At 67.0% G+C, this 22,058-nt stretch carries 21 protein-coding genes; 8 read left to right on the top strand and 13 right to left on the bottom strand.

Annotated features, from left to right (window positions below; genetic code table 11):
* Positions 1–18 precede the first annotated feature (18 nt).
* The 4 genes from BZF61_RS13535 to BZF61_RS13520 all read left to right on the top strand — a co-directional run bounded on the left by BZF61_RS13535 (position 19) and on the right by BZF61_RS13520 (position 3,951).
* Complete coding sequence (locus BZF61_RS13535) at positions 19–330, top strand: Hpt domain-containing protein (RefSeq protein ID WP_086619923.1); 312 nt, start codon at positions 19–21, stop codon at positions 328–330.
* A gap of 108 nt (positions 331–438) precedes the next feature.
* Entirely contained in the window at positions 439–1,620 is a 1,182-nt protein-coding gene (locus tag BZF61_RS13530) for a hypothetical protein (RefSeq protein WP_086619922.1), read from the top strand.
* 37 nt (positions 1,621–1,657) lie between these two features.
* Complete coding sequence (locus BZF61_RS13525; RefSeq protein ID WP_086619921.1) at positions 1,658–2,548, top strand: hypothetical protein; 891 nt, start codon at positions 1,658–1,660, stop codon at positions 2,546–2,548.
* The gene (locus BZF61_RS13520; RefSeq protein WP_086619920.1) at positions 2,548–3,951 is read left to right on the top strand and encodes a sensor histidine kinase; all 1,404 of its coding nucleotides are present in this window, start codon (positions 2,548–2,550) and stop codon (positions 3,949–3,951) included. Before BZF61_RS13525 ends, BZF61_RS13520 begins: the two co-directional genes overlap by 1 nt.
* Here the strand turns inward: BZF61_RS13520 and BZF61_RS13515 are convergent.
* The 4 genes from BZF61_RS13515 to BZF61_RS15845 are packed head-to-tail and all read right to left on the bottom strand — an operon-like array spanning position 3,948 to position 7,095.
* Complete coding sequence (locus BZF61_RS13515; RefSeq protein ID WP_086619919.1) at positions 3,948–4,139, bottom strand: hypothetical protein; 192 nt, start codon at positions 4,137–4,139, stop codon at positions 3,948–3,950. The genes BZF61_RS13520 and BZF61_RS13515 overlap by 4 nt on opposite strands.
* Positions 4,140–4,148: 9 nt before the next feature.
* Positions 4,149–5,435 (bottom strand): citrate synthase, encoded by a 1,287-nt coding sequence (locus tag BZF61_RS13510; RefSeq protein WP_086619918.1) that lies wholly within the window; start codon positions 5,433–5,435, stop codon positions 4,149–4,151.
* 40 nt (positions 5,436–5,475) lie between these two features.
* Entirely contained in the window at positions 5,476–6,912 is a 1,437-nt protein-coding gene (gene gltX, locus BZF61_RS13505) for a glutamate--tRNA ligase (RefSeq protein ID WP_086619917.1), read from the bottom strand.
* A gap of 6 nt (positions 6,913–6,918) precedes the next feature.
* Complete coding sequence (locus tag BZF61_RS15845; protein WP_169711972.1) at positions 6,919–7,095, bottom strand: hypothetical protein; 177 nt, start codon at positions 7,093–7,095, stop codon at positions 6,919–6,921.
* A 22-nt stretch (positions 7,096–7,117) separates the two neighbouring features.
* Between BZF61_RS15845 and BZF61_RS13500 the strand changes: the two genes are divergently transcribed.
* Positions 7,118–9,280, top strand: coding sequence for a ComEC/Rec2 family competence protein (locus BZF61_RS13500; RefSeq protein WP_245804648.1), 2,163 nt, complete (start codon positions 7,118–7,120; stop codon positions 9,278–9,280).
* Here BZF61_RS13500 and lexA read toward each other — a convergent pair.
* The 9 genes from lexA to BZF61_RS13455 all read right to left on the bottom strand — a co-directional run bounded on the left by lexA (position 9,274) and on the right by BZF61_RS13455 (position 18,771).
* On the bottom strand, positions 9,274–9,957 hold the full coding sequence (gene lexA, locus BZF61_RS13495; RefSeq protein ID WP_086619916.1) for a transcriptional repressor LexA: 684 nt from the start codon (positions 9,955–9,957) through the stop codon (positions 9,274–9,276). The two genes, BZF61_RS13500 and lexA, sit on opposite strands and share 7 nt — an antisense overlap.
* 143 nt (positions 9,958–10,100) lie before the next feature.
* Positions 10,101–11,309 carry a molybdopterin molybdotransferase MoeA gene (locus BZF61_RS13490; protein WP_086619915.1) on the bottom strand — a complete coding sequence of 403 codons (1,209 nt, stop codon included), beginning with the start codon at positions 11,307–11,309 and terminating at the stop codon, positions 10,101–10,103.
* Positions 11,306–11,806 carry a cyclic pyranopterin monophosphate synthase MoaC gene (gene moaC / locus BZF61_RS13485; protein ID WP_086619914.1) on the bottom strand — a complete coding sequence of 167 codons (501 nt, stop codon included), beginning with the start codon at positions 11,804–11,806 and terminating at the stop codon, positions 11,306–11,308. The genes BZF61_RS13490 and moaC overlap by 4 nt, the downstream gene beginning before the upstream one ends.
* A gap of 177 nt (positions 11,807–11,983) precedes the next feature.
* On the bottom strand, positions 11,984–12,778 hold the full coding sequence (trpC, locus tag BZF61_RS13480; protein WP_086619913.1) for an indole-3-glycerol phosphate synthase TrpC: 795 nt from the start codon (positions 12,776–12,778) through the stop codon (positions 11,984–11,986).
* Between the two features lie 16 nt (positions 12,779–12,794).
* Positions 12,795–13,787: an anthranilate phosphoribosyltransferase gene (gene trpD / locus BZF61_RS13475; protein WP_086619912.1), complete on the bottom strand. Its 993-nt coding sequence runs from the start codon at positions 13,785–13,787 to the stop codon at positions 12,795–12,797.
* Entirely contained in the window at positions 13,784–14,395 is a 612-nt protein-coding gene (locus BZF61_RS13470) for an anthranilate synthase component II (RefSeq protein ID WP_086619911.1), read from the bottom strand. The genes trpD and BZF61_RS13470 overlap by 4 nt, the downstream gene beginning before the upstream one ends.
* Entirely contained in the window at positions 14,392–15,228 is an 837-nt protein-coding gene (locus tag BZF61_RS13465; protein ID WP_169711973.1) for a phosphodiester glycosidase family protein, read from the bottom strand. Before BZF61_RS13465 ends, BZF61_RS13470 begins: the two co-directional genes overlap by 4 nt.
* Positions 15,225–16,712 carry an anthranilate synthase component I gene (gene trpE / locus BZF61_RS13460; protein WP_086619950.1) on the bottom strand — a complete coding sequence of 496 codons (1,488 nt, stop codon included), beginning with the start codon at positions 16,710–16,712 and terminating at the stop codon, positions 15,225–15,227. Before trpE ends, BZF61_RS13465 begins: the two co-directional genes overlap by 4 nt.
* 70 nt (positions 16,713–16,782) lie before the next feature.
* Positions 16,783–18,771: a peptidylprolyl isomerase gene (locus BZF61_RS13455; RefSeq protein ID WP_245804647.1), complete on the bottom strand. Its 1,989-nt coding sequence runs from the start codon at positions 18,769–18,771 to the stop codon at positions 16,783–16,785.
* A 196-nt stretch (positions 18,772–18,967) separates the two neighbouring features.
* Between BZF61_RS13455 and tpiA the strand changes: the two genes are divergently transcribed.
* From tpiA to BZF61_RS13440, 3 genes are all read left to right on the top strand, one after another.
* Entirely contained in the window at positions 18,968–19,741 is a 774-nt protein-coding gene (tpiA, locus tag BZF61_RS13450; protein WP_086619949.1) for a triose-phosphate isomerase, read from the top strand.
* A gap of 110 nt (positions 19,742–19,851) precedes the next feature.
* Positions 19,852–20,244 carry a preprotein translocase subunit SecG gene (gene secG / locus BZF61_RS13445; RefSeq protein ID WP_086619909.1) on the top strand — a complete coding sequence of 131 codons (393 nt, stop codon included), beginning with the start codon at positions 19,852–19,854 and terminating at the stop codon, positions 20,242–20,244.
* Between the two features lie 128 nt (positions 20,245–20,372).
* Entirely contained in the window at positions 20,373–22,010 is a 1,638-nt protein-coding gene (locus tag BZF61_RS13440) for a CTP synthase (protein WP_086619908.1), read from the top strand.
* The last annotated feature ends 48 nt before the right edge of the window (positions 22,011–22,058 follow it).

Raw genomic sequence — 22,058 nt, 5'->3', positions numbered from 1 at the left:
CGTTATAGCCCGCATCGCATGGCCTACGACACCGGAGCTCTCGATGCCACGCTCGCCGCTGCGGCGGGGGACGATCCCGCGCTGATGCGCGAACTGCGCGCAGCCTTCCTCGACAGCGCATTCAGGCAGTTCGATTTGCTCAAGCGCGCGCGCTGCGACGGCAATTGGACGGTGGCGGCGATGCGTCTGAAAGGACTGGCAGCCAGCTTTCATGCCGAGCAACTGCTTGCGGCTGCCGAGCATGCGCTCAATTCTGCACCGGGTGAGCCGATGGCGATCCGCGAGATCGAGGCCGTGCTCGCCCGCTTCGCCCGCTCCATGCGCCGCTGATCCGGCCCGCCTGCCGGTGATTTGTGCGCGCAGCCCGCGCACCGCCGCTTGAACCCCAGCCGCCAAAGCGCCAAATCGCGTCGCAGAACCCTTTGCGAAAGGCAGGCGATGCGCACCGCCCTGATCGCGGCTCTGAAGCGAACTGGCAGCGGCACCAAGCGCGCAGAACTCACGCTCGCGGGCCGCACGGTGCTGGCCCGGCAGGTCGACTGGCTGCGTCACATCGGCTGCGAGCGTATCTTTTGCCTGTGTGAACACCTCGATGGCGAGGTGCTGCGCTTGCAGCAGGAGTGTGAGGCGACAGGTGGCCACTTCCAGGCCTTGCGCGGATTTCTTCACCTGCCGGCGCTGGTGCGCGCCGAGGACGAGCTGGTAATTCTCGCGGACGGGCTGTTGCCCGACCCGGCGATCGCAGCGGCACTTTTCGCGCAGACACCCGCGCGCTTCGTCGCCGCCTTGACGACCGGCAGCCCGCTCGTGACCGATCACCCGCATGACTTCGAACGGATCGACGCCCGGCAGCATTGGGCCGGCTTGCTGGCAATGCGCGGCGCGCCGGTGCAGCATCTTGCCGATTTTCCACCTGATTCCGATCCAATCTCGCTGCTGCTGCGCCTCGCGCTGCAGGCAGGCACACCCTGCCGCCGGCTACCAGATGATGGGCTGGCGCCGGCGAGTTGGTTGCTGGCAACCGACGAAACCGCCCTTAAGGCACAGGAACAGGCACTGATTGCCAGGGCAGCAGGCGCACCCGATTGGCGTAGGCCCGGGCGGGCACTGGGGCAGGTTTTCGCGCAAGCGCTCGCGCCGCAGGCTCTGGAGAGGGGGCCGCTGATCGCTGCGGTGGCGGGGGCGGCGCTCTATCTCTGCGCGCTTTTGGCGGCATGGCAGGGCGACGGGGTGGCCGCGCTGGCATTGACGGGCCTCGGTGCGCTGGCAGCGACCCTGGCGGGATCGCTCGGGCGGATGGCCGGTGAGTTGCTCGGTCGTCGCGCCATGATCCTTACTGGCGAGTGGCGCGATCTGGTGGTGGACCTTGCGGCTGCGGCGGTTCTGGCAATGGCGCTTGCGCCCGTGGGCGCTGCCGCGCCACTCGCTGCGCTCGGACCGGTTCTCGTCGGGCTTGCCCGGCTTACGCGGCCCGATACACCGTTGGCGGTGCTCGCCGACCGGATCGTGCTGCCTGCCGCACTCGCCAGCGCCGCCGCTTTCGGCGTCTTGCCGCTTGTCACCGCGCTGATGTCGCTGCTCCTGCTCGCCGGATTGCTGCTGCGAAACGCGGGCGATTGAACTAACGCGGCTTTAACTATGCGCCGGCTATCCGCGCATGATGGGCGAAACGAGCATGGACCTTCCTGACGAGGCCACCGCCGAAGCAATCCTGCGGCACGAGCTGGCGCGCGAGACTCGCGCGCTCGGCTCGGTGGTTCCGGTGCTGCGCCACCTGCTGGCCAGCGAAGGCCAAAGGCTGGTGAGCGATGCGGTGCTGGCGCGGGTGCGCGGGATGCTGACCGATCTTGCTGCCCAACTGATCGCCGCCGGTCATGACGGGCCGCCCGAGGTTCTGGCCGAAACCCTTGCCGCCGATGCCGCGCTGCTGGCCTTCTGCCATGCCCTTGCCGCCGAGAGCCACCTGGCCGAGCGGCTTCACCAACAACGCGGCATCGATCCCGTGTTGAGCCCGCTGCTGCAGGAACTGATTGCCTCGGATGACCCTATGGTCGCCGAACTGGCGATGACTGCGCTCGCCGCGCAGTCGCGCTTCATCCAGAGCCAGCGCCGGATGCAGCTGCCGCTCGGCGAGCTTCCGGCCGAGCTGTTCGATGGGGTGCTGAAGAGGGGCGGGGAAAGCCAGAGGTTGTCCTTGATCCGGCAATCCTATGACGAAGGCGCGAGCCGGCTCGGTCTGCTTGCGCGGCTGGTTGCAGCGATGCGGCGCGGGGCAGTTGCAGCGCTGGCGCTAGATCATGCGGGGCCGGCGCTGTTCGCGAGTGCATTGGCGACGCTGGCCGGACTGCCGCGCTGCCATGCGGTGCTGGCTTGTCATGAAGGGCAGGGAACGCGGCTTGCGCTGGCCCTTCGTGCGGCAGGATTGCCTCCGCAAGGCATCGAACGCCAGTTCCTCGCGCTTTTTCCGACGGCGCCGATGCCCGGCGGACTTGCAGCGCTCTCGCCCGATCGGGCGCGGTTGCTGCTTGTGGCAGCGGGCACGGACTGATGAACACCATGGACCCGCGCGATACCCAGATTGGCGCCCGCGGGCTGACCGATGCGCGCGACTGGCTGCTCGATGCCGATGAAACGCTGGCGGAGTTGCAGGCCCGCTGCGGCGGACGGGTGCCGGGGCCGCTGGCGATCCCCGAACTGCGAGCCCTGGTGCAGCAGGCGCGCGCGCTTGGTTTGAAAATCGCTCGTGGGTTCACCGCCTTCGATGGCGAGACGCTCGTCAGCGGATTTGTGCGGATCGACCCTTGCGCGCAAGCGGCGGACGGCGGCTGCGAGCTATTGGTCGAAAACTGGCAGCGCAGCCTTCCGCCAGCACCCGATGGCCGCGCTCTGGCCGAACGACTCGACGCGATCGACCGCGCGACCGCCGAGGTCAACGCCCGGCTCGACGCCCGGCAGCGTGTGCAGGTGCTAAGCGCGCTCGCCCCGGATGCTGCCGGTCTCCAGGCCGCCGCGATGGCGCGACCGGGGCAAGTGTGGAGCGATCTCGTCGAACTGGCGGATGTCAGCCATCATCAACCGCTCCACTGGCGGCTACTCGACGGTGCGGCTTGCCGCTTTGCCGGGTCTGAGCGCCACTGGCGGGCGCGGCTGATCCCGCTCGGTCCCGATGCCCAGGCCCCGAGCGGATTCGAGCTGCTGCTGATCGCGGACGAACCCTTGCTGGTCGATACCCGGGCTGCGGACATTGCCGGCGAAGCCCATTCGGCGCCCAGCCGGCTGATCGGCAGCGCGCTTGCCCCGGTGCTGCGCCAGCCGGTGGCGCGGATCATTGCCAATGCCGAAACCATCCGCACCCGTCTCGCCGGGCCGTTGCGCGACGAATACAGCGAATACGCTGGCACCATTGCCAGTGCCGGACAGCATCTGGCAGCAATGCTCGATGATCTCGCCGATCTCGAGGTGGTCGAGACCCCGGGCTTCTCGACGGTGCGCGAGCGGGTCGATCTGGCCGATGCGGGCGAACGCGCGGCGGGGATCCTCGGGGTGAGGGCGCGCAATCACGACATCGCCCTGGTGGTGACGGGCGAGCGCGGGGCGGCGGTTGCCAGCGCGGAATTCCGCCGGGTTCTGCAAATCCTAATCAACCTGATCGGCAATGCCATCGCCTATTCGCCTGCCGGCAGCACAGTGACGATTGCCATCGGCAGCGAGGGCAGTGGCAAAGTCAGCGTGAGCGTCAGCGATGAAGGCCCAGGGATTTCGCCCGAGCACGCGAAACGAATCTTCGACAAGTTCGAACGGCTCGGGCGCGACAAGGACGGCGGTTCTGGCCTCGGCCTCTACATCTCGCGTCGCCTGGCCGAGGCAATGGGGGGATCGCTGACAGTGGAAACGCCGGCAGGCGGCGGGGCGCTCTTCCGCCTCGAACTGCCGGCGGCTGATGCCGGCTAGCGCCCTCGTCCCAGCCAGACGAGCCTCGCGCCAACCGCGGTGGTGATGGCACCGTAAAGCGCCCATTGCCGCCGGTCGAGCATGAAGCTGCCGGGCGGCCATCCGAGCAGCCCTAGTCCCTGCAAGACCCACAGCGTGCCCATGACGAGGAGAAACACCCCCGCCGCCACGAACACCGGCTTGGACATGGCGCCGGCTTAGCGCTGGCTCAGCGGCACGTAATCGCGCTGGGTTGGACCCGTGTAGAGCTGGCGCGGGCGACCGATCTTCTGTGCAGGATCGCTGATCATCTCGTTCCACTGCGCGACCCAGCCCACCGTGCGCGCGAGCGCGAAGAGCGCGGTGAACATCGTGGTCGGAAAGCCGATCGCCGAGAGAATGATGCCCGAATAGAAATCGACATTCGGAAACAGCTTCTTCTCAATGAAGTAGGGATCGGAGAGCGCGATTTCCTCGAGCCGCAGCGCGGTTTCGAACAGCGGGTCGTTGACCTTCAGCGCATCGAACACCTCGCGCACGGTCTTCTGCATCACCGTGGCGCGCGGGTCGTAGTTCTTGTACACGCGGTGGCCGAAGCCCATCAGGCGGAACGGATCGTTCTTGTCCTTGGCGCGCTCGATGTAATGCGGGATGCGATCCGGCGTGCCGATCTCCTTGAGCATGTTGAGTGCCGCTTCGTTGGCGCCGCCATGAGCCGGGCCCCACAGGCAGGCGATGCCGGCGGCGATGCAGGCAAACGGGTTCGCGCCCGAAGAACCGGCCAGCCGCACGGTCGAGGTCGAGGCGTTCTGTTCGTGATCGGCATGGAGGATGAAGATCCGGTCCATCGCGCGTTCCACCGCCGGGATCACCTCATAGGGCTCGGCCGGCACACCGAAAGTCATGCGCAGGAAATTGCCGGTGTAGCTGAGCGAGTTGTCCGGGTAGATGAAGGGCTGGCCGACCGAATATTTGTAGGCCATCGCCGCGATCGTCGGCATCTTGGCAATCAGACGGTGTGAGGAGATCTTGCGGTGTTCGGGATCGGAGATGTCGGTGCTGTCGTGATAGAACGCCGATAGCGCGCCAACGACGCCGCACATGACTGCCATCGGGTGCGCGTCGCGGCGGAAGCCGCGATAAAAGGTCATCAGCTGCTCGTGCAGCATGGTGTGACGCGTGATCGTGTAGGTGAAGTCGTCGAGCTGCTGCTTGCTCGGCAATTCGCCGTTAAGCAGCAGGTAGCTGACTTCCATGAAGCTCGAATGTTCGGCCAATTGACCGATCGGATAGCCGCGGTGCAGCAGCACGCCTTCGTCACCATCGATATAGGTCAGCGCGCTTTCGCAGCTGGCGGTCGAGGTAAAACCGGGATCGAAAGTGAACAGGCCCGTCTGCGCGTAGAGCTTGCGGATATCGATCACATCAGGGCCGGTGCTGCCTTCGAGCACCGGATACTCGTAGGTTTTCCCGTCCATTTCGAGTTTCGCCAGCTTGTCTGCCAAGGTCTGTCTCCTGTCCAATTTACCTCCCTTGCAACCGCTTCTACGCCGCTTGGGCTTCAAGCCGTGCAAGAGCCTCGTCCCGGCCGAGCAGGACCAGAACATCGAAAATTCCGGGTGAGGTGGTCGTCCCGGTCAGCGCTGCGCGCATCGGCTGCGCCAGCTTGCCAAGGCCCAATCCCAGTTCCTCCGCAAGCGCTTTCGTAGTGGCTTCGAGCGCGTCGCTTGTCCAGTCGTTTTGCGCTGCAAGCGCGTTGCAAATGCTGCGCAGGATCGTGCGCGCGTCGCCTTCGAGCAGCTGGGCCGCCTTCTCGGTCATTGCGAGTGGTCGCTTGGCAAAGAGAAATGCAGCTCCATCAGCCACTTCATTGAGGTTCTTTGCGCGCACTTTGAGCACCGGCATGGCCCGCGTCAAAAGCGCCTCGTCGGCGCCTTCGCCGATCCGCGCCGCCACCAGCGCGGCAAGGCGCGCATCGTCGGCCTCGCGCAGGTAATGCCCGTTGAGATTCTCCAGCTTCTTCATGTCGAAGCGCGACGGGCTCTTGCCCACCCCGTTCAGGTCGAACAGCGTGATCGCCTCCTCGCGGGTGATCTCCTCGCGGTCGCCATGACCCCAGCCCAGACGCAGCAGGTAGTTGAACAGCGCCTCGGGCAGGATGCCGAATTCGTCGCGATAGGCCTCCACGCCCAGTGCGCCGTGGCGCTTGGACAGCTTCGCTCCGTCGCTGCCGTGGATCAGCGGGATGTGGGCATAGACCGGATCGGGCCAGCCCCCTTCGATTGCATTCATCGCGCGGATAATCGGCAGCTGGCGGAAGGCGTTGTTGAGGTGATCGTCGCCGCGGATGATGTGGGTCACTCCCATGTCATGATCGTCGACCACCACCGCGAGCATATAGGTCGGCGTGCCGTCGGCGCGCAGGATGATGTAATCGTCGATTTCCTCGTTCTTCACCGTCACCGGGCCCTGCACCCGATCGTGGATCGTGACTTCGCCCGTGTCTGGTGTCTTGAGGCGGATGGTAAAAGGCGCGCCTTCGGGCGCCTCGGATGGATCGCGGTCGCGCCAGCGCCCGTCATAGCGCAGCGGCTTCTTCTGGGCGCGCTGCTCCTCGCGCATCCTTTCGAGTTCTTCGGGGGTGGCGAAGCACTTATAGGCGTAGCCAGCCTTCAGCAGCGTCCAAGCAACCTCGGCATGGCGTTCCGCACGATCGGACTGGAAGATTGGCGGGGCGTCGTAATCGAGCCCGAGCCAGTCCAGTCCCTCGATGATCGCGTCGATCGCTTCCTGGGTGCTGCGCTTACGGTCGGTATCCTCGATCCGCAGCAGGGCGCGGCCACCATGGTGGCGGGCGTAAAGCCAGTTGAACAGCGCCGTGCGCGCCCCACCGATATGCAGAAAGCCGGTGGGCGAGGGCGCGAAACGGGTTACCACTTCCCCGGTCCGGGCGGTGTGCGCGCTGCTGCTTTCGCTTGCCATGGACTGTCAATTCCTGTTCACTTTGAGCGGCTTGGCGCTGGCTTTTCCGGTGCCTTGCCGGTCATGGGGCAAGCCGATGCGCGATGTGCCGTTCATTCCGATGGGAGACGACCCCGGCAGCACCGCTGCTGGGTCCGTCATGTCGGCGCGGCCTTGGCAAAGCAGCAGGCGATTGTCCAGCACCGGTGCGGGGCTTGCAGGGCGCATGACGGAAGGGGCAGAGCGGTTTCTCGCCGCCGCAGGGTTCGATCGCGCCCCATGGCTGGCGGTGCTGTTCATGAGCGGGATCCTGGCCTGGTTCGCGCTGCCCGAGGTGTGGCAATGGCTGGCGGCGATCGGCGCAGGATGTGGCCTGGCGCTGGCAGCCGCGCTTGTCTGGCCGGCAGGAAGCGCCGCGGCCGATGCGCGGGTGCACCTGCGCCTCGCGCTGATCACCGGTGGACTGGTGTTTGCAGCGGGGGTGGCGGTAATCTGGGCTCGCTCGGAGATCGTCGGCACGCCGCCGATCGCCGCGCCGCGGGTTGAACAGATGCAAGGTCTGGTGCTCGAACGCGAGGATCAACTTGCCGAGGGGCGTATCCGGCTGACCTTGGCCGTGCGCCTTGCCGAGGAGGGCAGGCGCGGCGAGGCGCGCAAGGTGCGCGTCAATGTTCCGCTCGCTGCCCTGTCCGGCCCGCTTTCGGAACCTGCGCTCGCCGAAGGCGCCGTGGTGCGTCTGCGAGCGCGCTTGATGCCGCCGGCAAGCCCGATGCTGCCCGGTGCTTACAATTTTGCCCGTGCCGCCTGGTTCAAGGGGCTTGCGGCGACCGGGAGTGCGATCGGGCCGGTCGAACTGGTCACGCCCGCGCCATCCGGCGGGACGATCGCGTCGATCCAGCGCGCACTCGCGGCCCACGTGCGGTCGCGGGTCGAAGGGTCGGCCGGAGCCGTCGCCGCCGCCCTTGCCAGCGGGGACCGCGGTGGGATCAGCCAGGCAGATGAAGTCGCGATGCGGGATTCGGGCCTCACGCACCTGCTGTCGATCAGCGGCCTGCATGTCAGCGCGGTGATCGCGGCGGCCTATTTCGCGGTGCTCAGGCTGCTCGCGCTGTGGCCTGCGCTTGCCTTGCGCGCGCGGCTGCCCGTGGTGGCGGCGGCGGGCGGGGCGCTGACGGGGATCGCCTATACCTTGCTCACCGGAGCCGAGGTGCCGACCGTGCGCAGCTGCGCGGCGGCGATGCTGGTGCTGTTGGCTCTCGTGCTCGGCCGCGATGCCTTGTCGCTGCGGATGGTGGCGGTGGCAGCAGGCTTCGTGCTCCTGCTGTGGCCCGAGAGCGCGGTCGGGCCGAGTTTCCAGATGAGCTTCTCTGCGGTGCTGGCGATCATCGCCTTGTCAACCAGCGCGCCAGTGCGCGCCTTCCTAGCCGCGCGCGACGAGCCGTGGTGGGCGCGCGCGGCTCGGCGGGTGGTGATGCTGTTCGTCACAGGGATCGTGATCGAGCTGGCGCTGATGCCGATTGTCCTGTTCCACTTTCATCGCGCCGGGATTTACGGGGCCTTTGCCAATCTTGCCGCGATCCCGCTTGTCACCTTCGTGGCGATGCCACTGATCGCGCTCGGACTGCTGTTCGATCTGGCGGGGGCGGGTGCACCGTTCTGGTGGGCGGTGCGCCAGTCGCTCGACCTGGTGCTGGCGATCGCCCATTTGACCGCGAACCAGCCCGGAGCGGTCAAGCTGATGCCGCAGATCAGCGGGACGGTGATCGCGCTGTTTGCAGCCGGGGGCCTGTGGCTGGCGCTGTGGAGCGGGCGAATTCGCCTATTCGGTCTGGTACCCTTGCTATTGGCAAGCCTGTTCACCCTGTCCACCCCCGTTCCCGATCTGCTGGTGACGGGCGACGGGCGCCAGGTGGGCATCACCCAAACCGCGAGCGATGGCACGCGCCGGTTGATTTCGCTGCGCGACAGCCGGTCGAGCTATGGGCGTAACAACCTGCTCGAGCTGGCCGGGGTTGCTGCCGCGCCGATACCCATGGTTGACTGGCCGGGAGCGCGCTGTTCGAGCGCCTTTTGCACGCTGACCGTCCGGCGCGAGGGGCGAGACTGGATTGTGCTGATGGCGCGCAGTCGTGACAGGGTCGAGGAGCGCGGGCTGGCAACCGCTTGCGCGCTGTCCGACATCGTCATCGCCGACCGCTTCCTCCCACGATCCTGCCGACCGCGCTGGCTCAAGGCCGATCGGAGGCTGCTGGCGCGCAGCGGTGGCCTGTCGATCACCCTCGCCGATGGACGGATCGAGAGTGTCGCCGAGCGCGAGGGAAGCCACGGCTGGTGGCGGGCACTGGGCAGAGCGGCCTTGCCCCTGCGCCTACCTTCAGGCCATCAGTGATAGCGGCGCAGCAGCCCAGCGAGCTTGCCCTGTACCTGCACTTCATCGGGGCGGTAGTACTGCGGATCGTAGGCGGGGTTGGCCGGATCGAGGCGCACTCGTCCGCCTTCCCGGCGCAAATATTTGAGGGTCGCTTCCTCACCACGTACCAGCGCCACGACGATTTCACCGTCGCGGGCGCTGTCGGTGCGGCGAACCAGCGCGAAATCCCCGTCAAGAATGCCGGCCTCGATCATCGAATCCCCCGAGACCTCAAGCGCGTAATGCTCGCCGGGGCCGAGCAGTGCGGCGGGAACGGGCAGGGTGCTCTGTCCTTCGAGCGCTTCGATCGGGGCGCCAGCGGCGATGCGGCCGTGCAGCGGCAGTTCGATCACGTCATTGGCTGCTTGCATCGCCGGACTGTGCGGCGCGGGCATCGCCCCCCCACGGCCGCCTGACGAAGCCTTGCGGGCGGGCGTCACATCCGCGGGCTGGCGCACCACTTCGAGCGCACGGGCGCGGTTGGGCAGGCGACGCAGAAAACCGCGTTCCTCGAGCGCGGAGATCAGCCGGTGTACGCCCGACTTGCTCTTGAGATCAAGCGCTTCCTTCATTTCCTCGAAACTGGGCGAGATACCGGTTTCTTCCAGCCGCTGCTGGATAAAGCGGATCAACTCGTGCTGCTTTGCGGTCAGCATGGATCAGATCTCCCACGGTCACGTCCGCGCCGCGCCGGTGCGGCAGGGTGCATCGAACGTGCACCTTTATGGTGAACGAACAAGGAACAATTAGGCAACTTGGCAGAACGAGTCAAGCGCGCTGCGGCGCAAAGCCTTGCAAATCAGCCTTCGCGCAGCAGGAAGACCCGAACCGGTTCTCCTGCCGCAAGGGCAGGCGAGTCTGGCAGACGGTCGATCAGGCAGTCGGCGGCGGCGAGGGCGCCGAGCGCGGAGGAATCCTGCGATCCGGCAAGCCGCACGCTGGTTCCGTCGCACACCCCGCGCAGGAACTCGCGACGCTTCTGGGTGGCGGGCAGGGCCTCGCCTGCCTTCATCGTCACCGCGCGGGGCAGGGGATCGGCCGCGCCCAGCGCCGCACGCACCAGCGGCAGGGCGAACAGGAAGGCGGTGACAAAGCTGGAAACCGGATTGCCCGGCAGGCCGAGGATTATTTGCAGCCGCCCATTCTCACGCGGCCGGGTCGCCACCATCAGCGGCTTTCCGGGCTTGAGCGCCACCTTCCAGAAATCGATTGTCGCCCCCCAGTCGCCGAGCGCCTGCCGGACCAGGTCGTGCTCACCCACCGAAGCCCCGCCCGAGGTGACGAGGATGTCGCAGTTCTCGGCCCGGCGCAGCGCCATGGCGAGCGCTGCGGGATCATCGGCAACCGGGCCGAGGATGGCATCAACCTCCCCGATGTAAGGCGCAAGCATCCAGCTTAGCATCACACCGTTGCTGGCGGGAATCTGGTGCACGGCGGCGGGATCGCCGACCGGTACCAGTTCATCGCCGCAGTCGAGCACCGCGACCGAGGGACGCGCGACGATCGGTAGCGCCTTGTGTCCGGCGGAAATCGCCAGTGCCACCGTGGCCGGGGTCAGCGGCGTGCCCTTGTGCAGGACGATGTCGCCCTTGCGGAAGTCAAAGCCCGCACGGCGGAAATGCCGACCTGCGGGCGGGGGCTGCTCGCCCGGTGCGGTCGCTAAGGTGTCCCCGTCCACCATGGCATTTTCCTGGATCAGGATGCTGCACGCGCCTTCCGGAACCACCGCGCCGGTCGAGATGCGCACGCATTCTCCGCTGGCGAGCGTGCCGCTGAACGGGGCACCCGCGCGGCTTTCTCCCACCTTCCGCCACGGGCCGGGGCCAGAAATCGCATAGCCGTCCATCGCCGAGAGATTGGCGGCTGGCTGGCTGCGCAATGCCACGATGTCCTGCGCAAGGTAGCCTTTTGTCGTCGCCTGCGACAGGCCGAGCATCGTCACCTGCGGCTGCGGCGCCAGCGCCAGCAGGCGCTCCTGCGCTTCCTCCAGCGAGGGTAAGGCGCTCATGCTTTCGTCGCCTGCCAAGCGCCCGACTTGCCGCCGGACTTGGCGATAAGGCGCACGCCCTCGATCACCATCGCCTTGTCGATCGCTTTCGTCATATCGTAGATTGTGAGCAAAGCGATGCAAACCGCTGTGATGGCTTCCATTTCCACGCCGGTCTTGCCGGTGAGCGAGGCGGTGGCAGTGGCGCGGATCGCGTCTGCTTCGAAGGCGAAGTCGATATTGACTGCTTCGAGCGCAAGCGGGTGGCAAAGCGGGATCAGCTCGCCGGTGCGTTTGGCGGCCATGATTCCGGCCAGACGCGCGGTGCTGAGCACGTCGCCCTTGGGGGCGTTGCCCGCGCGGATCGCCGCCAGCGCCTCTGCCGACATGGCAATTCGCCCACTGGCCACAGCGCGCCTTGCGGTAGCGGGCTTGGCGCCGACATCGACCATCCGCGCCGCACCATCATCGCCGAGATGGGTGAGTCGCCCAGCCCCCAGATCACGCGTCCCGTTCATCAAAGCGCCTCCGTTTCTTGCTGCCGGAGCCTATTGGAGACACATGAGACACTGTCCTGAAGGCAAAGTCCCGGCCTCGTTCGGGTTACGTCGGAGGCGTTATTGGGAAGGGGGCCGGCGCGGGTCATCGCGAGGTTCTTGCCCGATTTTTGCAGCGTAGGACAGCCAGCGCTTTGATCAGTGCCCGCCTTGAAGCAGGGCGCGGGTGGCGGCGGTGACGTCCGCGGCGCGCATCAGGCTTTCCCCGACCAGGAAGCTGCGGACGCCAGCGGCTTCCAAGCGCTGGCAGTCGGCATGGCTGTTGATCCCGCTCTCGCCGACGATCAGCGTGCCCGGCGGCATCAGCGGGGCGAGGCGCTCGGTGACAGCCAGACTTGTGGTGAAGGTCTTGAGGTCGCGGTTGTTGACCCCGATCAGGCGCGACTTGAGCAGGCGGAGGGCGCGCTCCAGCTCGACCGCATCGTGCACCTCGACCAGTACGTCCATGCCCTGTTCCTGCGCGGCGGCCTCGATCTCGACCATCATGCCGTCCTCGAGCGCGGCGACGATGATCAGGATCGCATCGGCCCCGATTGCGCGGGCTTCGAGGCATTGCCACGGATCGACCATGAAGTCCTTGCGCAGCACCGGCAGCGTGCAGGCTGAACGGGCCTCGACCAGATAGTCCTCGTGCCCCTGGAAATAAGGCGCATCGGTCAGGACCGAAAGACAGGCCGCACCGCCTGCCTCGTAGGCGGCGGCGTGTTCGGCAGGGCGAAAGTCGGCGCGGATCAGGCCCTTGGATGGGCTGGCCTTCTTTATCTCGGCGATCAGCGCGTAACCGGTGGCAGCGCGCGCGCGCAGGGCGGCCTCGAAGCCGCGCGGGGCCGTCTGGATGCGTGCGGCTTCGGCTAGTTGGGCATTGCTGATCGCGCGCTTGCGGGCGGCGACAATGGCACGCTTGGCCGTGCAGATTTCATCGAGCCTGTTCATGTCTTTCACTTTGCGTTCATCGCGCCAGCGCGATCCACCTCTCGAGCAGCGCCAGCGCCGCGCCCGAATCGATCGCCTCGGCGGCCATGGCGGCGCGCTCGGGCCAGTCGCTGCCGCGCCCCGCGACCAGCAGCGCGCCGGCGGCATTGAACAGCACGGCGTCGCGATAGGGTCCGGGGGCGCCCATCAGCAGCGCCTTGAGGGCTGCCGCATTGTGCCTTGCATCATCGCCGCGAATTGCCTCGATCGGGGCATGGGGCAGGCCGGCCGCGGAGGCATCGACGCGCTCCATCCGGAAGGCATTTCCGGTCACGACCGCGATCTCATTGCCGCCTGCGAGGCTCAATTCGTCGAGCCCCTCATCGCCGGAGACGATCAGCGATTTTCCGGTGCCGAGCCGTGCCAGCGCGTCGGCATAGATCGGCACGTAAGCCGGGCGGGCGATGCCGATCAACTGGCTTTTGACCTTCGCGGGGTTGGATAGGGGGCCCATCAGATTGAAGATCGTACGCTGGCCGATCCGCACCCTTATGGGCTGGATACGCGCCATCGCGGGGTGGTGGTTCCTCGCGAACAGGAAACAGATGCCGATTTCGGCAAGCGTCTTTTCCGCCGTACGCCCGGCCGCGTCCATGTCGAGGCCGAGGGCTTCGAGCGTGTCGGCCGCGCCCGCTTTGGAGCTGGCCGCACGGTTGCCGTGCTTGGCCACCGGCACCCCGCAGGCCGCGACCACGAGGCTCACGGCGGTCGAGACGTTCAATGTGTGGTGCCCGTCGCCTCCGGTGCCGCACACGTCGATCGCATCGTCGGGCGCTTCGATCGGGATCAGCCGCGCCCTGAGCGCCCGCGCCGCGCCGGCGATTTCCGCCGCGGTCTCGCCGCGTGCGGAGAGGGCAAGGAGGAATTGGGCAATCTCCTGCTCGGACGGCGCGCCGTCGAGCAGCACGCCGAAGGCGGCTTCGGCCTCGGCTTCGGACAGGGGCGTGGAAACGTCGGGCAGCAGGCTCATGCGCGCAGCCTTTCGGGCAGCACCGGATCGAGGCCGCACAGGCGCACGAAATTGGCGAGCAGCGCATGGCCATGCTCGGTGGCGATGCTTTCGGGGTGGAACTGCACGGAGTGGATCGGGAGGCTGGCATGGCGCAAGCCCATGACGCTGGGGTGATCGGCCCCCGGCGTTTCGGCATGGGCATTGGCGATCAGCTCGGCAGGCAAATCCACCACCTCGAGGCTGTGATAGCGGGTGGCGACGAAAGGCGAGGGCAGGCCGGCGAACACGCCCGTGCCGTCGTGGGTGACGGGCGAGGTCTTGCCGTGCATCAGGCCGCCGCGTTGCACCGTCCCGCCGAAATGCTGCCCGATCGCCTGATGGCCAAGGCACACGCCCATCAGCGGCCGCTGCGCATCGGCGCAGGCGGCGACCAGATCGAGGCTGATTCCCGCCTCGTTGGGCGTGCAGGGGCCGGGCGAGATCAGGAACCCGGCCGCATTGGTCCGCAGCGCTTCCGCGGCGGTCAACGCGTCGTTGCGCTCGACCCGCACCTCGGCTCCCAGCTCCATCAGGTAATGGACGAGGTTGAAGGTGAAGCTGTCGTAATTGTCGATGACGAGGATCACCCGTCTGCTCCTTCGCGTTTCGTCACCACGATAATCGGGCCGACGCGGCCCTTGTCGAGGCGCTTGCTGGCGGGATCCCATAGCGAGGACACCTGCCCGTCGAGATAGAGCGCATTGCGCACTTTCACCACGTCGCGGAAATAGCGCGCCAGCTGGCCGAAGCTGATCGGCGCATCGGAAATCACGAAATGCGCGCGTCCGTCCGCGCTCACGCCCACACCATTGCGGATCGCCCTGGAAGGACCATTGTCCTGAAACTCGGGGTGGAGCTTGCCGTCCACCACCAGCATCGGGCCGGATTGCGTGCCGAAATCGGGCCGCTCGCCCACGGTCTGGAAGAAGGTGTTGCTCCCCAGCACGCGCCAATTGCCCCCGGTGCCAAAGAACACGCCGTTGGGCTTCATGTAGAAATTGCCCTCGCCGGCGCCGCGATTCAGCTCCTTCAACCGCTCGCCGTTCTCGACGTAATAGCCGATTGGCCGGAGATCATCGCCATACATCCCGGCGTTCATGGCAAAGGCCACCCTCGCCGGATCGACACTCACGGCGTAGGCGGAGAGCGAGGCGAAGGGCTGCCTGTCCGCGCCGAGGTTGGCCGTAGCGATGCGGTGCCTCGCAGGATCGGCGATGCAGTGGGTAAGGGGCACCTGCTCGAAGGTGACCTTGCGGCAGGCGCTGTCGGCGGCGATGCTCGGGGTTGGTGTGGGGGTCGGCTTGGTTTCAGGCTCTGAACCGTCAAGCCGTGCGCGCACCAGCGGCTGGCCAGCGGGCTGCTCGGAACAGGCGGCCAATGCCAGCAGTGCGGCGCACAGGAGAGCTGCGCAGCGGATCATTGGCCATATCCCGGCTCGCCCGCCACCCGCACCGCCTCGCGCGCGGCGGAGATCAACGCACCCGCCTTGGCACGACATTCGGCGAGTTCGTAGTCCGGGTCGGAATCCGCGACGATCCCCGCGCCTGCCTGCACGTGCATCACGCCGTCCTTCACCACTGCGGTGCGCAGCACGATGCAACTGTCGAGGCTACCGTCGGGGGCGAAATAGCCCACGCCCCCGGCATAGGCACCGCGCGTTTCGGGCTCCAGTTCCGCAATGATCTCGCACGCCCTGATCTTAGGCGCACCCGACACCGTGCCCGCCGGAAAGCCGGCAAACAACGCGTCGAGCGCATCCTTGCCGGGATCGAGCTGCCCGATGACATTGCTGACGATGTGCATCACATGGCTGTAGCGCTCGATCGTGAAGCTGTCGGTGACTTCCACCGTGCCTGCTGCCGCGACACGGCCGACATCGTTGCGCCCCAGATCGAGCAGCATGAGATGCTCGGCGCGCTCCTTGGGGTCAGCGAGCAGGCTGGCTTCGTTGGCCTCGTCTTCCTCGCGCGTCTTGCCGCGCGGCCGCGTGCCAGCAATCGGGCGGATGGTGACTTCGCCCGCTCGCACCCGCACCAGAATTTCCGGGCTGGAGCCGACCAGCGCAAAGCCCGGCAGATCGAGGAAATAGAGGAAAGGCGAGGGATTCACCCGCCTGAGCGCCCGGTAGAGCGCGAGCGGTGGCAGTGGGAGGGGGCAGGTAAAACGCTGGGCGAGCACCACCTGGAAGATGTCGCCGGCAAGGATGTAGTCCTTGGCCTTGCGCACCATCCTCTTGTAATCATCGGGCGCGATGACCGGGGTTAGTTCGGGCAAGGCAGCGGGCGGGCTGGTGTGCCTCTCGCGCGGGATCGGCTCGCCCAGCTGGCTCAGCACGGCATCGATCCGCTCGCCCGCTTGGGCCACCGCCGCCACGGGATCGTCGGCCTGCCAGATTGGCGCAACCGCATAGAGCGCGTTGCTCAGCCCGTCGAACACGAGGATGACGGTGGGCCGCACGAACAGCATGTCGGGCAGGGCCAGCGCGCTCTCGGGCGCGCGCGGCAGACGCTCGACCAGACCGATGGTCTCATAGCCGAGGTAGCCGACGAGGCAGGCGAGCGCCGGAGGCAGGCCTTGGGGCAGGGGATCGATCCGGCAGGCCGCGACAAGCGCGCGCAGTTCGGCCAGGGCATCACCTGCGCAGGGGACGAAGGCCTCGCGATCCAGCCGCCAGTCGCGGTTGATCGCAGCGGAATTGCCGCTGGCGCGGAAAACCAGATCCGGGTCGAGTCCGAGCAGGCTGTAGCGCCCGCGCACCTCGCCGCCTTCGACGCTTTCGAGCAGGAAGTCGCCGCGTCCGGGCGTCATCAGCCGCCGCGCCGCGCCCACCGGCGTGTCGCTGTCGGCGATGATCCGGCGCCACACCAGCGCAGGCCGGCCATCCGCCAGCGCGGCCGCGGCCATGGCGGCGTTTTCTGGCAGATCGGCAGAAGGGCTGTCGGGACGGCTGCTCACGAAGCGGGTTCGCCTGCGCTCACTGCTCGCCCGCGAGCCGCTTGCGCACCGCGGCGATGGCTTCCGCGTCGCGGGTGGTGCCCAGCTCCTTGCGCATCGCTGCGGCCGCCTGACGACGATATTCCTCGGTCAGGGTCGGGGCGAGCTGCCTGCGGGTCAGTTCGAGCAGGCCCGGCTCGCTCTCGACCGGCTGGGTGCTGATGTCCTCGAGGCTGACGACATACCAGCCGATGTTGCGCGGCCCTTCAAGCACTTTCACCGTGCCTTCGGCCATGCTGAACATCAGCACCAGCGGCGGCGGGATGTCGCGGCCGCGCCGGGCCAGCATGGCGCGGCGTTCGAGGTCGATCGCCTCGCGCTCGAAGCCGGACTTGCCCTCCGCTGCGAGCGCGGCGGACAGATCGGCGCCGCCGCGGGCCTTGGCCGCGATCCGGTCGGCGGCAGCGCGGGCGAGGATCGCGCCCTGCGCACGCTTCCACCCGGCGACCGCCTGCTCCTTTACCTCGGCGAGTGGCGGAGCCGATGCCTCGTCGACACGGGCGACCTCGAAGACAACGAACTGCTTGCCTGGCACCACTTCAGCCAGCTGCGGTTCGCTTTCCTCCATCTGGAAGGCGGTGGCCAACACCGGCGCCAATTGCGGGACGATCTGCACGCCGGGACGCCCGAAGGCCCTGCCATCGGCAAGCAGGGCCGGGGTGGTCTCGACCTTCAGGCCATAGGCCTTGGCGACTTCGGCCAGCGCGGTGCCGCCGTCGATCTCGCCTTCGATCTCGGCCACCAGGTCGGCGATCGCGGCATTGCGCTTCTCGCGCGCAAGGGCTTCGGCGATGGTGCCGCGCACCTCGGCAAGGCTGCGCGCGGGAATGCGCTCGATCTTGTCGAGCCGCGCGACATACCAGCCGAGCGTGCCCTGGGCCGGCTCGATAACGCCGCCCTGCGCGGCCTTGAAGGCGTTTTCGGCAAAGGCGAAGCTGGTGGCGTTGGCGAGCGCTTCGCGGTCGCGCAGCGGAGAAGGGGAGGCGGAAAAGCCCGCCTCGCGCGCGGCGGTTTCGAGCGGGGTTCCGGCCCTGATCCGCGCGGCCAGCGCGCGGGCGGCGTCCTGCGTGGGCACCACGAAGGCGGTAACTGCGCGCCGTTCGCTCGCTTGATACTTGGCTGCATCGCGCTTGTAGCGCGCGGCGATTTCCGCTTCGGTCGGCACTGCCTCGACCTTGAGCGTGTCTTCGCCCAACACCGCAAAGCGCAGCGTGCGGCGTTCGGGCCGAATAAACAGGTTGCGGTTCTTGGCATACCATTCGGCCAGCTGGGTCTCGCTCGGACCGGAGGCAGGCGCGAAGGCGGTGCTGGGGATCAGCACGATCTCGCCCTTGCGGCGCTCGAGCACCAGGGCGGCATACTGGCGCGCCATCTTTTCGGGCATCTGCGGCGCGGCGAGCGCCGGGCGCAGCAGCTGGTCTTCGAGCAGGCCGTTGACGAGGTCGCGGCGGAACGTCGCGTCGGTCAGGCCCCGTGCGCGCAGGGCGGCGAGATAGGTCTGTTCGTCGAACTGGCCGCTCAGCGACTTGAACGCCGGGATCTGCAGAATCTCGCTGTTGACGAGATTGTCGCCGGCCCTCAGCCCATACTTTTGGGCATAACGGCCGATGGCATGGCGGTCGATCAACTGACGCATCACCTCCTCAAGCGCACCCGCGGCGATGAATTCGGGCATGGTCAGGGTCGGCTGCTGCTGACGCACCTGTTCCAGCGCGGTGTTGGCTGCGGCCACCAACTCGGTGCTGGCAATCGGCTCGCCACCGACCACCGCCACCCGATCACCGCCGGACACGCCGCCAAAGCTCGTCGTCCCGCTGATATCGGCCGCCGCAAAGGCCAGCGCCATCAGCACCAGAAAGCCGAGGAAGATCGGCAGGCCGATTTTCGACTGGAAGAAACGGCGGAAGAAGGTGAGCATTGTGGTCGTGACCCCGAGCGCGAAACAGGCAAGAAACAGGGTCCGTCGCATGGCCCCGTCGCATCGCCCGCCACAGGCGATGCGGGGTGCGCTTTATAGGCCCTGCGACCGTGCGGCAACAGGTCACTGGCGGTTTTGACTACATGGCCTTACTCGGCTAGCGGACGCCGCCCCGGAGCGATAGAGCGATCGCAGAATCGCCGCTTCGGCGAACTAAACCTCTCGGTTCATCAAGGTGCAGGACAAAATGACACGCCGACCCTACATCGTCGGAAACTGGAAAATGCACGGCACCCGCGCGATGCTGTCCGAAGCGCGCGCGATCGATCGCGCAGCCCAGCGCCACATGAAGGTCGAAGTGGCCCTCGCGCCGCCGTTCACGCTGATCCACCCGATCCATCGCGAGGCCGAACAGATCTCGGTGGGGGCACAGGATTGCCACCAGGCCGATGGCGGCGCCTACACCGGGGACATCTCGGCCGCGATGATCGCTGATGCGGGAGCGAAGTTCGTGATCCTCGGCCATTCCGAAAGGCGTCAGGGCCATGGCGAGAGCGATGCGCTCGTGCGTTCCAAGGCGCGGGCCGCGCTGGCAGCGGGCCTCAGGATCATCATGTGCTGCGGCGAAACTGCCCAGACCCGCGAATCGGGCAAGGCCGTCGCATTCGTGAAGAAGCAGCTCAAGGCCTCGCTCCCGGATCCGGCCGATACACCGGCCGATGTGGCCGAGCGGATCACCATTGCCTATGAACCGATCTGGGCAATCGGCACCGGCAATGTCGCCACCACCGCCGACATCGCCGAGATGCATGCCGCGATCCGCAAGCTGCTGATCGACCTTTACGGCGAAGAGCAGGGCCGCGAAGTGCGCATTCTTTATGGCGGTTCGGTCAAGCCTGAGAACGCTGCGGAGATCTTCGCCGTGCCCGAGGTCGGCGGGGCGCTGGTCGGCGGCGCGAGCCTGACAGCGGACAGCTTCATGGGCATCGCGCTCGCCGCGGGCGAGCCGTCCGACCACTGAGCGGGCTGGAGAGCCTAGCGCTCTCCCTTGCCGATTTCGCCGCGCACGCCTACATGGCGCCCCGATAGGCAAGCCGGATGCACTTTGCGTCCCTTACAAGAGATTCGTTCATGTCGCTGTTCATCTTCCTCACCGTGATTCAGGCCATCGTGGCCGCCGCGCTGGTTGGCTTGGTGCTGATGCAGCGCTCGGAAGGCGGCGGGTTGGGGATCGGCGGCAGCCCCTCGGGCGCGTTCGGCGTGCGCGGCGCGGCCGATTTCCTCTCCCGCGCGACCAAGTGGCTGGCGATCGCTTTTGTCAGCCTGTCGATCGTGCTCGCCGCGCTTGCCGTGCGCGAGAGCCGGGTCGGCACGGTCAGTTCGACGCTGGAACGTGCCAACAGCGCGCCGGCAGCGGCACCTGCGCCTGATCCGCTGGCCGAACAGCCGGTTGCCCCGGCTTCGGACCCGGCAGCGCCTGCCGCTCCGGCAACGGGCGCAAGCCCGGCACCAGCCGCGCAGTAAACCGCGCCCGCAGCCCCGTAAGCCGGGGCGCCTTGCCAATCTTCGCCGCGATTGCTGTGGACGCCGCACAGCGCTCCCACGCAATTCGCTTGCCCCGAATCCCTCTCGTTGCTTAAGGCCCGACTCCCATGGCGCGGTTCATTTTCATCACCGGCGGCGTGGTCTCCTCGCTCGGCAAAGGTCTCATGGCTGCCTCTCTGGCAGCGCTCCTGCAGGCGCGCGGCTACAAGGTCCGGATCCGCAAGTTCGATCCCTATCTCAACGTCGATCCCGGGACGATGAGCCCCTATCAGCACGGCGAGGTGTTCGTCACCGACGACGGCGCGGAAACCGATCTCGACCTTGGTCACTACGAGCGTTTCACCGGCGTTTCGGCGCGCCAGAGCGACAACATCACCTCGGGCCGCGTCTATCGCGACATTATCGCCAAGGAGCGCCGCGGCGACTACCTCGGGGCCACGGTGCAGGTGATCCCGCACGTGACCGACGCGATCAAGGCCTTCGCGCTCGCAGACCAAGACGATCACGACTTCATCCTGTGCGAGATTGGCGGGACGGTGGGCGACATCGAATCGCTCCCCTTCATGGAAGCGATCCGCCAGCTCAGGAACGAGCTCGGTCCGCTCCAGACGATCAGCGTTCACGTCACGCTGGTGCCCTACATCAAGGCCGCGGGCGAGCTGAAGACCAAGCCGACCCAGCATTCGGTGCGCGAGCTTGCCAGCCTCGGGATCAAGCCCGATCTGCTGCTGTGCCGCGCCGAGCATCCGATACCTGAAAGCGAGCGCCAGAAGATCGCCAACTTCTGCAACGTGCGCAAGGAAGCGGTGATCCCCGCACTCGATGCGCCATCGATCTATTCGGTGCCGCTGCAATATCACGCCGAGGGCCTCGATGCCGAGGTGCTGCGGGCTTTCGGCATAACCGACGCGCCCGAACCCGATCTGTCGGCCTGGCGCGACGTCACCGACCGCTATTTCAATCCCGAAGGCGAAGTCACGATCGCGGTAGTGGGCAAGTATGTCGGCCTGCCCGATGCCTACAAGAGCCTCAACGAGGCGCTTATCCACGGCGGGCTGGCCAATCGCGTCAAGGTCAACATCCGCTGGATCGACGCCGAGATCTTCGAAGGCGACGATGACAGCCAGATCATCGCCCAACTGGAACCGATGCACGGTATTCTGGTGCCCGGCGGGTTCGGCGAGCGCGGCAGCGAGGGAAAGATCGCCAGCGTCCGCTTCGCACGCGAGCGCAAGGTGCCGTTTTTCGGCATCTGCCTGGGCATGCAGATGGCGTGCATCGAAGGCGCGCGTGCGGCCGGGTTCGCCGACGCCTCCTCGACCGAGTTCGGACCGACCAACACGCCGGTGGTGGGCATCATCACCGAATGGATGAGCAAGGAAGGCCTGCAGCAGCGCGAGGCTGGCGGGGATCTTGGGGGCACCATGCGGCTGGGCGCCTATCCGGCCAAGCTCAGCCCCAACAGCCACACCTCGCGCCTTTATGGCGGGGCCGAAATCATTTCGGAACGCCATCGCCACCGCTACGAAGTCAACAGCGCCTATATCGAGCCGCTGGAAAAGCATGGCCTGATCTTTGCCGGGATGAGCCCCGACGGGCTGCTGCCCGAGATTGTCGAGCGGCCCGATCACCCGTGGTTTGTGGGCGTGCAGTTCCACCCCGAGCTCAAGTCGAGGCCGTTCGACCCGCATCCCCTGTTTGCGGGCTTCATCGCGGCCGCGGTGGAGCAGTCGCGACTCGTCTGACAGCTTTCCGCTGCTCGCCGTTACGCGCAGGTTTTAAGGGCCTGCCGC

It is taken from the genome of Erythrobacter tepidarius, from assembly GCF_002155695.1.
GTDB classification, from domain to species: domain Bacteria; phylum Pseudomonadota; class Alphaproteobacteria; order Sphingomonadales; family Sphingomonadaceae; genus Erythrobacter; species Erythrobacter tepidarius.
This window is presented reverse-complemented; position numbering and strand designations above follow the sequence as displayed.

Bases quoted from the DNA above. Each gene is read 5' to 3' on its own strand.
- BZF61_RS13525 (WP_086619921.1), top strand. From the start codon at position 1,658: ATGATGGGCGAAACGAGCATGGACCTTCCTGACGAGGCCACCGCCGAA.
- BZF61_RS13535 (WP_086619923.1), top strand. From the start codon at position 19: ATGGCCTACGACACCGGAGCTCTCGATGCCACGCTCGCCGCTGCGGCG.
- BZF61_RS13530 (WP_086619922.1), top strand. From the start codon at position 439: ATGCGCACCGCCCTGATCGCGGCTCTGAAGCGAACTGGCAGCGGCACC.
- trpE (WP_086619950.1), bottom strand. From the start codon at position 16,712: ATGGCCGCGGCCGCGCTGGCGGATGGCCGGCCTGCGCTGGTGTGGCGC.
- tpiA (WP_086619949.1), top strand. From the start codon at position 18,968: ATGACACGCCGACCCTACATCGTCGGAAACTGGAAAATGCACGGCACC.
- trpD (WP_086619912.1), bottom strand. From the start codon at position 13,787: ATGAGCCTGCTGCCCGACGTTTCCACGCCCCTGTCCGAAGCCGAGGCC.
- BZF61_RS13500 (WP_245804648.1), top strand. From the start codon at position 7,118: ATGACGGAAGGGGCAGAGCGGTTTCTCGCCGCCGCAGGGTTCGATCGC.
- BZF61_RS13465 (WP_169711973.1), bottom strand. From the start codon at position 15,228: ATGATCCGCTGCGCAGCTCTCCTGTGCGCCGCACTGCTGGCATTGGCC.
- secG (WP_086619909.1), top strand. From the start codon at position 19,852: ATGTCGCTGTTCATCTTCCTCACCGTGATTCAGGCCATCGTGGCCGCC.
- moaC (WP_086619914.1), bottom strand. From the start codon at position 11,806: ATGAACGGGACGCGTGATCTGGGGGCTGGGCGACTCACCCATCTCGGC.
- BZF61_RS13490 (WP_086619915.1), bottom strand. From the start codon at position 11,309: ATGAGCGCCTTACCCTCGCTGGAGGAAGCGCAGGAGCGCCTGCTGGCG.
- trpC (WP_086619913.1), bottom strand. From the start codon at position 12,778: ATGAACAGGCTCGATGAAATCTGCACGGCCAAGCGTGCCATTGTCGCC.
- BZF61_RS13515 (WP_086619919.1), bottom strand. From the start codon at position 4,139: ATGTCCAAGCCGGTGTTCGTGGCGGCGGGGGTGTTTCTCCTCGTCATG.
- BZF61_RS13520 (WP_086619920.1), top strand. From the start codon at position 2,548: ATGAACACCATGGACCCGCGCGATACCCAGATTGGCGCCCGCGGGCTG.
- gltX (WP_086619917.1), bottom strand. From the start codon at position 6,912: ATGGCAAGCGAAAGCAGCAGCGCGCACACCGCCCGGACCGGGGAAGTG.
- BZF61_RS13440 (WP_086619908.1), top strand. From the start codon at position 20,373: ATGGCGCGGTTCATTTTCATCACCGGCGGCGTGGTCTCCTCGCTCGGC.
- lexA (WP_086619916.1), bottom strand. From the start codon at position 9,957: ATGCTGACCGCAAAGCAGCACGAGTTGATCCGCTTTATCCAGCAGCGG.
- BZF61_RS13455 (WP_245804647.1), bottom strand. From the start codon at position 18,771: ATGCGACGGACCCTGTTTCTTGCCTGTTTCGCGCTCGGGGTCACGACC.